The 6254-nt window shown below is 69.1% G+C and carries 6 protein-coding genes; 4 read left to right on the top strand and 2 right to left on the bottom strand.

What is annotated here, in order from left to right; genetic code table 11:
* Positions 1 to 79: 79 nt before the first annotated feature.
* A complete protein-coding gene (locus ACIRFL_RS35945; RefSeq protein WP_404037346.1) occupies positions 80 to 214 on the bottom strand; it encodes a hypothetical protein in 135 nt (44 codons plus the stop codon).
* Between the two features lie 129 nt (positions 215 to 343).
* Here ACIRFL_RS35945 and ACIRFL_RS35940 point away from each other — a divergent pair, with 129 nt between their 5' ends.
* The 3 genes from ACIRFL_RS35940 (at position 344) to ACIRFL_RS35930 (ending at position 3590) form a co-directional block, all read left to right on the top strand.
* Entirely contained in the window at positions 344 to 1534 is a 1191-nt protein-coding gene (locus tag ACIRFL_RS35940) for a CaiB/BaiF CoA transferase family protein (protein WP_404037343.1), read from the top strand.
* A gap of 48 nt (positions 1535 to 1582) precedes the next feature.
* Entirely contained in the window at positions 1583 to 2245 is a 663-nt protein-coding gene (locus ACIRFL_RS35935; RefSeq protein ID WP_404037340.1) for a GntR family transcriptional regulator, read from the top strand.
* Between the two features lie 226 nt (positions 2246 to 2471).
* On the top strand, positions 2472 to 3590 hold the full coding sequence (locus ACIRFL_RS35930; RefSeq protein WP_404037337.1) for a M20/M25/M40 family metallo-hydrolase: 1119 nt from the start codon (positions 2472 to 2474) through the stop codon (positions 3588 to 3590).
* A 24-nt stretch (positions 3591 to 3614) separates the two neighbouring features.
* Here the strand turns inward: ACIRFL_RS35930 and ACIRFL_RS35925 are convergent, their stop codons facing one another.
* A complete protein-coding gene (locus tag ACIRFL_RS35925) occupies positions 3615 to 4343 on the bottom strand; it encodes a TetR/AcrR family transcriptional regulator (protein WP_404037333.1) in 729 nt (242 codons plus the stop codon).
* A gap of 356 nt (positions 4344 to 4699) precedes the next feature.
* Between ACIRFL_RS35925 and ACIRFL_RS35920 the strand changes: the two genes are divergently transcribed.
* The gene (locus tag ACIRFL_RS35920; RefSeq protein ID WP_404037330.1) at positions 4700 to 6241 is read left to right on the top strand and encodes an ABC transporter substrate-binding protein; all 1542 of its coding nucleotides are present in this window, start codon (positions 4700 to 4702) and stop codon (positions 6239 to 6241) included.
* The last annotated feature ends 13 nt before the right edge of the window (positions 6242 to 6254 follow it).

Raw genomic sequence — 6254 nt, 5'->3', positions numbered from 1 at the left:
CCTAGAGAAACGCCTCTCAGGCGCCCTCACCCATGTCCGCGCAGGTCAGACCCCAGATTCGTGACTCTAGGACGCTGAATTACGCGGAACGCAGGTACGGGCGGAGCCTGCGTTCACCCATGGCGCGGACGGTGTCGCGGATGTCCCGCTCCTCGTCGCTGAGCAGGGTGTTGATTCCGAACAGGTCGAAGGGGTGGACCGGACGGCTTGCCACACGTGCCTCCTGACGGCTGACAGCCGTGTGAGAGCGGGATAGGGTTTGGATATCTGATTTTGGATCCAATATTGCCTGTGATCGTAGCTGGATGCCCCACGCTTGCCAAGAGACGAGAGGAGCAGTCGCATGCCATGTGATCAGCCGGCGTCCGAAGGGGCCCTGTCGGGGATCGTCGTGGCCGACTTCGGTCGCGTGCTCGCCGCCCCGTATCTGACGATGCTGCTCGCCGACCTCGGCGCCGAGGTCATCAAGGTCGAACGACCTGGTGGCGGGGACGAAACCCGTGCCTGGGGCCCGCCGTACGCGGACGGGGAGGCCACCTACTTCCTCGGCGTGAACCGCAACAAGCGCTCCGTCGCCCTGGACCTCTCCGACGAGCGGCACCGCCGTGCCGCACAGGACATCGCCGCGCGTGCGGATGTACTCGTGGAGAACTTCCGGCCCGGCACGATGGACCGGCTCGGCCTGGGCTACGACGAACTCCGCTTCCACAACCCGGGGTTGGTGTACTGCTCGATCACCGGCTTCGGAACCGGGAAAGGCGCGGGCCTTCCCGGCTACGACCTTCTGGTGCAGGCCGTGGGCGGCCTGATGAGCGTGACCGGCGAACCCAGCGGGCAGGGCACGAAGGCGGGCGTCGCCCTGGTGGACGTCATCACCGGTCTGCACGCCGGGATGGGGGTTCTCGCCGCCCTGCGCCATCGTGAACGTACGGGCGAGGGACAGCGGGTGGAGGTCTCGCTGCTCACCTCCCTCCTGTCGGCGCTGACCAACCAGGCATCGGCCTATGTGTCGGGCGGCGTGGTGCCGCGGGCCATGGGCAACCGGCACCCCTCGATCGCGCCGTACGAGGTGGTGGACGCGGAAGACCGCCCGCTGGCGCTCGCGGTGGGCAACGACCGCCAGTTCACGGCTCTCTGCACCGAGCTGGGGCTTCCCGAGCTGGCGGACGACCCGCGGTTCGCCACGAACCCGGCCAGAGTGACCCACCGTGAGGAACTGCTCGGCGTCCTCGCGGGCCCGCTGCGGACCCGAACCGCCGACTCGTGGTTCGATACGCTCACCGCCGTGGGCGTGCCCTGCGGGCCGATCAACGACCTTCAGGCGGCGTTCGCGTTCGCCGACGTCCTGGGACTGGACGCCCGCGTCACGATCGACGTTCCGCGTCGCGGCGCGCCCGTCGCACAAGTGGCCGACCCCATACGGCTCACACGCACACCCGTCGTCTACCACCGTGCGCCACCGCGACTCGGCGAACACACACACGAGATCCTGACCGAGTTGGGCCATCCGCCGCCGCGGAAGTCGACCACATAGGATGAACGCCCGGTTCACGCTGCCCCTCACCGATGGAGAAACCCCGCCATGACCAGCCCCGCGCAGAGGCGGCGCCCGCCGACGACGCAGCAGTTCGTGCTGGGTGAATTGCGGCGGGCCATCACGAGCGGGCAGCTGAAGCCGGGCACTCCGATCCGTCAGGACGCGCTCGCGGAGCAGTTCGGCGTCAGCCGTGTGCCGCTGCGCGAGGCGCTGAAGACCGTCGAGGCGGAGGGCCTGGTCGTCCATGAGGCCCACCGCGGCTACTTCGTCGCGGAGTTGTCACTCTCCGATCTGCGTGAGGTCTACCGCATCCGCGAGATCCTGGAGGCCGAGGCCGTACGACAGGCGTCCGGGCGGATCGACGGACCGGCCTTCGCGGCACTGGAAGCCGCCCAGCGCGAGGTCGAGGAGGCCGCTGACGCGGCGGACGTGGCCGAGATGGCGGCGGCCAACCGCCGCTTCCACTTCTCTTTGTTCGAGATGGCCGGCATGCCGCGGCTGGTCCGTCTCATCAGCACGCTCTGGGACGCGACGGACGCCTATCGGGCGCTCTACTATGCCGAACCGTCCCATCGCGACCACGTGGTACGAGAGCACCGCGCGATCCTGGCGGCACTCCGTGGCGATGTCGAGGACGCGGTACGCCTGCTCGACGAGCACCGTGGGAACGCGGTCGCCGCGCTGCGGGACATGCTCCCGCGGACCTGATCGGACACCGACGAGGAGTCGAGGCCGTCGTGCCGTTCCCGTGCTCGCGGCGGGCGGCCGGCCTCGATCGGCCGCCCGCCTCCGCTGACCGGCGCCTGAGACCGGGGCCGCGCCGAGTGCGACGGAAGATAGCAACGCTTGTTGACTATCTTCTAGGCTAGGGGCATGGTGATGCTCCCGGCGGCCCGCGGCCGACGGGAGCGTCATCGACCAGAAGGGAGCCCCCTTGTCCTTCAGCTCCGGCCCCACGGCCCCCGGGCGTTTCACCCGGCGGCTGGGGCAACTGGTGGGCATCGAGACACCGTCGGGTTGGGCCCGAGGGTTGAACGACGCCTACGACCTGCTCGAAGCCTGGGCGGGGAACGCCCTGGGCCGGCCCGAGAGGGTCGTCTCCGACGGGGTGCCGCATCTGTACTGGCGCGGTAGCGATCCCGCCGTGCCGAGAAGCAGCCGGGTTCTGCTGCTCGGGCACGCCGACACGGTGTGGCCGCTGGGCACCCTGGCGGAGAACCCGTTCAGGGTGCAGGGAACACGGGTGACCGGTCCCGGTGTCTTCGACATGAAGGCGGGTCTCGTCCTCGCCTTCGAGGCACTTGGGCTGGCCGGGGACGTCTCCCACGTGAGCATGGTCGTCTCCGGGGACGAGGAGCGGGGATCGATCACGTCCCGCGCTCTGGTCGAGGAGGCCGCCAAGGCGTGCGGGGCGGTCCTGGTGCTGGAGCCCAGCGAGGGCGGCGCGCTCAAGACCGCACGCAAGGGCGTGGCGCTGTTCCGGCTCGGCGTCAGCGGCCGGGCCGCGCACGCCGGGCTCGAACCGCACAAGGGTGTCAACGCGCTGGTCGAACTGGCCCACCAGGTGCTGACGATCAGCGATCTCGCGGACCGCGGCAGAGGAACCACCGTCACTCCCACCGTCGGCAGCGCGGGCACCACCACCAACACCGTGCCGGAGCAGGCGTTCGTGGATGTCGACGTGCGGGCCTGGGAGCACACCGAACTGGACCGGGTGGAACGGGCGCTGCGGGCGCTGCGCCCACGGGATGCCGGCGCCCGACTCGCCTTCGAGGGCGGTGTCAACCGTGGTCCGCTGGAACGGGGGATGTCCGTCGGCCTACTGGGCTCCGCACGAGCGGTCGCCGAGCGGCTGGGACTGGCCCCGGTCACCGAAACCGGCGTCGGCGGCGGCTCGGACGGCAACATCACCGCGAGTCTGGGCGTACCCACGCTGGACGGCCTCGGCCCGGACGGCGGGGGCGCGCACGCCCGTCATGAGTGGGTGGAGCTGGCCTCCGTCAGCGACCGTACGTCCCTGATCGCCGGTCTCCTCGCCGACCGCGCACCCTGACCTCGCCCGGCCCCGCCGGTCCGGTCAGCCCGCCGCCTTCTCCCGTACCCGTGTCTCCACCGAGTCCAGCAGCATGTCGAGCGCGTGGTCGAAGACCGTGGGGTCACCGATCGCGGCCAGCGGCGCCGTCAGGGCGGCGATGTGCGGGTAGGTGTCCGCCGGAAGGCGGCGGTACTCCAGTTCCCAGGCCAGGCCGTCCCGGTCGCGGGTCTCGGGGTCGAGCGCCTGGAGCCCGGCCTCCATGGCGGACAGCGAGCGGATCACGTTCCCGAGGACACGTACGTACATCACCGCTTCCTCGTCGTCCAGCCCGGCCCGGTGCAGGCAGTCGAGGGCGAACTCCACATTGGCGAACTCGGTCGGCCGGCGTGTCGTACGCGCCGCCATCTGCCAGGCGAACACGGGATAGCGCAGGTAGTGCTCGTGGATGTGCCGGGCCTGGGTTCGCAGGTCGTCGCGCCAGGAGTCGGTGGCCCGCAACTGTCCGCCGTAGGAACGCGCCCGGAGGTCGTCGATGAGTTCCAGGATCAGCTCGTCCTTGTCGCGGAAGTGCCGGTAGAGCGAGGTCGGATGGGCGTTGAGCTCCTTGGCCAGCGCTTGGAAGGTGAACGCCTCCAGACCGTCCCGGGAGGCGACCTTCTCCGCCGCGTCCAGGATCACCCGGCGGCTGAGCGTGTCCCGTGCCAGCCGCCGCCGGCCCCCGGCCCCGCCCGCCGCGGCGCTCTTGCCGTCGCCCGCGCGCGCACCACTCATGATCTTCCCTTCCCTCGGTTTCCGGGACGCCGTCGCGACCCTATCGCTCGCTGCATCGCTCGCTACGAAACGTTATTCACACACCTAGGCAATGCAAACGCATAGTTACTAGCCTATCTCCATTGCTAAGACTTGCGCGGCTCCCTACGATGAGCCAACGGCTTCGCCACGGAAGGTTTCCAGCCATGCCTCAACTGCTCACAGCGACCGTTAGGGGCCGATTCCCGGCCAGACTCCCGGCGACCGGCGCACTGCTCACGGCCCTGACGCTGACCGCCACCGCATGCACCTCGGGGGCCGCCGCCCCGCAGTCGGACACCGCCACGAACCTGCCGGTCAGGCAGGGTGGCAGCCTAGTGTTCGGAGCCGAGCAGGAACCCGACTGCGCCGACTGGCTCGGCACCTGCGGCGCCTCCGTCTGGGGCACCTATCTGATGCAGACCGAGACCATCCCGCAGGTCTTCGATGTCCGCCTCAAGGGTGAGAACTGGACACCGGTCCCCTCGAACCTGATGGCGTCGGAGCCGACGACGAAACGGGTCGGCAAGCAGCAGCAGATCACCTACCGGCTCAACCCGAAGGCCGTCTGGTCCGACGGGAAACCGATCACCTCCGCGGACCTGAAGTACACCGCCCTCCAAGTCCGCGACGGCAAGGCGATCTTCGACAAGAGCGGCTACGACCGCATCACGTCGTTCGAGACCCCCGACAGCACCACCGCAGTCGTCACGCTCAAGTCCCCCTACGGCAACTGGAAACAGCTCTTCGGCGCCGGCTACGGCGTACTGCCCTCCCACCTCCTGCGGGGCAAGGACCGCAACGCCGTCATGAAGGACGGCTACACCTTCAGCGGCGGCCCCTGGAAGATCGCGTCCTGGAAGAAGGGGGTCTCCGTCACCCTCGTACCCAACGACCGCTACTGGGGGCCCAAACCGCACCTGGACAAGGTCACCTTCCAGTTCGCCTCGGACACCTCCGCGGCCATCCAGGCTTTCGCCAGCGGGCAGTTCGACGCCCTTTACCCGACCCCACAGCTGACGACCATCGACCAGATCAAGGCTCTGGGAAGCGCGGCCCGCATGCAGGTACAGGCGCAGACCGGCAACCTCCAGGCGCTGTGGCTCAACAACGCGAAGTTCCCCTTCGACTCCGCCGCCGTACGCAGGGCCTTCGCCTACTCGGTCGACCGCGAGGCCATCGTCAAGCGGCTGTTCGGCTCGTACGGCGTCACCACTGCCGCGCAGAGCTTCCAGTCGCCGCTGGTCTCCCGCTACGCGTCCACCGACTTCTCCGGCTACAAGCCCGACACCGCCAAGGCGGAACAGCTCATGACGGCGGACGGGTGGGCCAAGAACGCGAGCGGGTTCTGGTCGAAGGACGGCAAGGAGGCCGCGTTCGCCGTCACCTCCCTCGCCGGCAACCAGAGCCGTGAACTGACCGAGCAGATCCTCCAGTCCCAGCTCGCCAAGGCCGGGTTCAGGGTGACGATCAAGAACTCCACGCCTGCGAACATCTTCGGCAAGCTCGCCCCCGCCGGTGACTTCCAGCTGGGTCTGTGGAACATCACCGACTCCTTCCCCAACCCGACCCTGTCCGCCACCTTCAGCAGCACGGCCATCCCGAGCGCCGCCAACGACCAGTCGGGCATCAACTTCATGCGCATCCGCGTCGCGGGCCTCGACCCGGTCCTGGAGCGGGTCGACACCGAACTGGACGACACCGCCCGGATCGCGCAGTCGCACAGGGCGGAGAAACTCATAGCCGACGACGTGCCCTCACTCCCGCTGGCCGCCGTCCCGAACATCCTCGTCACCGGCCGGCGGGTCGGCGGACCGCTCTCCATCAACCCGGTGGAAGGCCCCTGGTGGAACCTTGAGGAATGGGGCCTGGCGAGATGACAACGGTCCGCCC

It is taken from the genome of Streptomyces sp. NPDC102462, assembly GCF_044765425.1.
Classification (GTDB): Bacteria; Actinomycetota; Actinomycetes; order Streptomycetales; family Streptomycetaceae; genus Streptomyces.
Note: the sequence above shows the minus strand (reverse complement) of the source record. Positions and strands in the feature narration are given on the sequence as shown.